Annotated in this window: 4 protein-coding genes; 1 reads left to right on the forward strand and 3 read right to left on the reverse strand. The window is 61.1% G+C overall.

Annotated features, from left to right (window positions below):
• Positions 1 to 1,017 precede the first annotated feature (1,017 nt).
• Positions 1,018 to 1,524 carry a TetR/AcrR family transcriptional regulator gene (locus NFJ07_RS25435; RefSeq protein ID WP_269998873.1) on the forward strand — a complete coding sequence of 169 codons (507 nt, stop codon included), beginning with the start codon at positions 1,018 to 1,020 and terminating at the stop codon, positions 1,522 to 1,524.
• Here the strand turns inward: NFJ07_RS25435 and NFJ07_RS25440 are convergent.
• The 3 genes from NFJ07_RS25440 to NFJ07_RS25450 form a co-directional block, all read right to left on the reverse strand.
• Positions 1,432 to 2,355 (reverse strand): Gfo/Idh/MocA family protein, encoded by a 924-nt coding sequence (locus tag NFJ07_RS25440; protein ID WP_269998875.1) that lies wholly within the window; start codon positions 2,353 to 2,355, stop codon positions 1,432 to 1,434. The genes NFJ07_RS25435 and NFJ07_RS25440 overlap by 93 nt on opposite strands.
• Positions 2,355 to 2,537, reverse strand: coding sequence for a hypothetical protein (locus NFJ07_RS25445; protein ID WP_269998877.1), 183 nt, complete (start codon positions 2,535 to 2,537; stop codon positions 2,355 to 2,357). The genes NFJ07_RS25440 and NFJ07_RS25445 overlap by 1 nt, the downstream gene beginning before the upstream one ends.
• 122 nt (positions 2,538 to 2,659) lie before the next feature.
• A partial coding sequence (locus NFJ07_RS25450; RefSeq protein WP_269998879.1) for an aldehyde dehydrogenase family protein occupies positions 2,660 to 3,076 on the reverse strand: 417 nt, incomplete at its 5' end.

Raw genomic sequence — 3,076 nt, forward strand, 5'->3', positions numbered from 1 at the left:
GACGCCGACGCCGACCTCTCCGGTCTGCGTCACCGCGTGGAGGCCCTCGCCGCCGCGCACCCGCTTTACCCGGGCGTCGCGACCCTCAGCTGACACCCTTTGGCCCGTCGGGTCCGGCAAGCCTGTCGGACCCGGCAGGCCCGTCGGGGCCGCGCTGCTCACCTCACCCGCCGTCCCCACTAATCTAGTTAGGAAACCGACATGGCTGTTGGCGTCTTCGCAGACGGGCTGAAGGCCCCCGGGAAGCATGCTGACGTTGCGTCCTGCGGTTTGACCTGAACGGCTTGCCCGCTGCTACCGGGCAGGGGCATGGGACTATGACCGCTGTCCTGCTGGGCCAGAGGGATACGGTCCGGAACGGATCCGCCCTTACAGCAGCTCGGATCAGTTCCGTTGCCCTACTGTGGGAAAAGCATCGTACTGAGGCCGCCCATCGCACCGCCTCGGCGCACCAACTGCATTACGTTCACGGTTTTCGATGCCGACCGCGGTGAACTGCAGAGTGACGTTCTTCTCGGCCGGGGCAAGTTCATCGTCCGCGCGGCGAGGAGGACGCGGCGCGCTGGCCACCATCAGTTCATTGACCAACGAGCTGGCTGAGGTCCAACATAGCGTCGGACATTCTTGGCCGGGATGTAGTCGGGTCCCGACTCCACCATGAAAGAGCGAGACCGCAGACCACTCCCCCATCCAAAGGAGACGAGGAAAAACCATGTACGAGCCGATCCGGGCCCAATGTGTTGACACTGTCAACACACCGTTTTTTGACCCCTTCCGCGGGACGATAGCGCAATATGTTCCAACCACGAGAGCCTCCAGGCTAAGGCTCGAGCGACTTTTGAGAGTCGGATGAGGTTCGAATGGACCGCACCCAGGCGGGCGACCGGCGATGTGGCGCCAGCGCAGGCTGGACCTTGGTGCGCTCGTTCTGACAGTTGGGGAGTTGACCAGTTCGTTTCGCCACTGCACACCCGAACATCCAGAGATGGCTCCTGCCACCTCACGTACGATGGTGGGATGGCCAACGATCAAGCCGAGGAGCGTGGGCGGTCATACCGGAAAGCCCCCGAACGACGAGCCCAGATTCTCTTGCGCGCTATCGAACTGTTCGCCGAACAAGGAGTTGGCTCTTCGTTGCGCGCGATTGGGGGTGCCATCGGCGTTTCGCATGCCGCGCTGCGATACTACTTTGCGTCGCGCGATGAGCTCCTGGTCGCGGTGTATCGAGAACACGAAGGCATGGTGCATGAGCCGTCCGATGCCGCCGGCGTGTCGGCCGTGGCCGTGATGGAAAAGAGCGCCGAACGTAACCGCACAATTCCTGGTCTGGTTGAGCTGTACGCGACGCTGACCACTGATGCGCTGCAGGAGCAGCATCACCCGATCACACGGGACTTCATCCACGAGCGTTTCCGCCGCGTTCGGGCCGATCTAGCCGAAAGGGTCCGAGCGGGTCAGCGATCCGGATCCGTAGCGGCAGACATCGACGCCGATGTCGTACGTATGTCGGCGGTCGATGACTGAAATCTCTCTCGTACCAGAGCCATCCGTGAGAATGATCGAACCTTTCGGCTCGGGAGCCATGACGTCATGCCCAAGGATGCTGCCGTGGTCACCATTGATCTGGATGAAGGATGACGTGAAAGGCATGGTGAATGAGTCTTGGAAGTCGACCAGAATATCATCGGCGTATCGGATGGACGCGCTGGAAGCATCATCAACACCCGTAGACCATTCACTCTGCGACAGAGTGGAAGCAACGACATCGAGCGGGCGAGTGCACAGTAGCGTATTGACGACTGACGCATTGTGACAGGACAAATCCATGACTACACCCGAGCCCGGAGACTTTTCAAGCCGCCACCCGCGAAGGCGTTCGGGGAGGAGAGTCGAATGCCGGACGTTAACGCTCAATGGTCGCCCAATGCGGCCTGAAGCGACGAGCGCACGAATAGTTTGATGGGTCCCGGCAGCTGGGAGATGGTGGTTGACAGCCAGGACCACGTTGTCGACGCGGCAGGCTTCCACCATGGCTTGTGCCTCTTCGAGCGTCGTTACGACGGGCTTCTCACAAAGGACATGCTTTCCTGCGCTTGCCGCGGCAATTGTTTGTCGACAGTGATGCTGGTTTCGGCTGGAGATGTAGACGGCATCGATGGAAGTATCCGACAGGAGCGCGTCAAGGCTCTCATGATGCATTCCGATGCTATTGCGTTGGGCGTATGCCTTGGCATGGTTGGGGTCACCACTGACGACGCTGGCCACCACGTCACCAACGCGGCGAATTGCAGGAATCATTCGAGTGGCAGCTATATCACTGGCGCCCACGAGCCCCCAGATAAGGCGATTGGTCATTATCCTGCCTGCTTATCGTGCCCGAGCGCCGGGGTTCCCGGACGAACTTCTGCCGCGTAGGACATCCAGGTTGCCGACAGTCCCCCGGCGCCGATCATTAGCATCACCATGCCAAGGGCAAGCAAGAGTGTCCCCGACGCGATAATGCTCAGAGCGGCCCCCACGACAGCAGTGGCCAACATAAGACAAGAAAAATAACGAAACACTGTTCTTGCTCCTCAGGAAATCTTTGTGAACGCATCTGGTGGCTCGCCCGCCTGTCGATGGTCCCCGCAGACGGGAACCATCGAGAGGCTGACGATAGTTAGTTGGAGGGGAAGTTGTAGGAGGCGCCGGAGGCGTGGGTGGGTTCGGGCCAGCGGGAGGTGATGACCTTGCCGCGGGTGTAGAAGGACACGCCTTCGGGTCCGTAGATGTGCTTGTCGCCGAAGAGGGAGGCCTTCCAGCCGCCGAAGGAGTGGTAGGCCACCGGTACCGGCAGGGGCACGTTGATGCCCACCATGCCCACGGTGACGGAGCGCTGGAACTTGCGGGCGTTGGCTCCGGAGGAGGTGAAGATGGCGGTGCCGTTGCCGTAGGGGTTGGCGTTGATCAGCCTGATGCCTTCATCCAGGTCCTCGACCCGGACGACGACGAGGACGGGTCCGAAGATTTCCTCGGTGTAGGCGGTCATTCCGGTCGTGACGTGGTCGATCACGGTGGGGCCGACCCAGAAGCCTTC

Origin of the sequence: Arthrobacter sp. B2a2-09, assembly GCF_027587375.1 — a bacterium.
GTDB lineage: Bacteria > Actinomycetota > Actinomycetes > Actinomycetales > Micrococcaceae > Arthrobacter.